This is a genomic window from Alicyclobacillus fructus, from assembly GCF_017329605.1.
Lineage (GTDB): Bacteria > Bacillota > Bacilli > Alicyclobacillales > Alicyclobacillaceae > Alicyclobacillus > Alicyclobacillus fructus.
Map to the genome: position 1 here is coordinate 1 of NZ_JAFMTY010000082.1, position 533 is coordinate 533.

At 58.0% G+C, this 533-nt stretch carries 1 rRNA gene; it reads right to left on the reverse strand.

The features are described 5' to 3' along the window. Positions 1-533, reverse strand: a 16S ribosomal RNA gene (locus J3481_RS14410); the annotation flags it as partial.

Here is a 533-nt window from a genome sequence, read left to right on the forward strand (position 1 = left end):
TCCCTTTGTACCGCCCATTGTAGCACGTGTGTAGCCCAGGACATCAGGGGCATGATGATTTGACGTCATCCCCGCCTTCCTCCGACTTACGCCGGCAGTCACCTGTGAGTCCCCGCCTCAACGCGCTGGTAACACAGGTCAAGGGTTGCGCTCGTTGCGGGACTGAACCCAACATCTCACGACACGAGCTGACGACAACCATGCACCACCTGTCTCCTCTGCCCCGAAGGGAAGGTGCATCTCTGCACCGGTCAGAGGGATGTCAAGCCCTGGTAAGGTTCTTCGCGTTGCTTCGAATTAAACCACATGCTCCACTGCTTGTGCGGGCCCCCGTCAATTCCTTTGAGTTTCAGTCTTGCGACCGTACTCCCCAGGCGGAGTGCTTATTGGGTTTCCTTCGGCACTGGGGTGTGTCCCCCCAACACCTAGCACTCATCGTTTACGGCGTGGACTACCAGGGTATCTAATCCTGTTTGCTCCCCACGCTTTCGTGCCTCAGCGTCAGTCACTGTCCAGCAAGGCGCCTTCGCCAC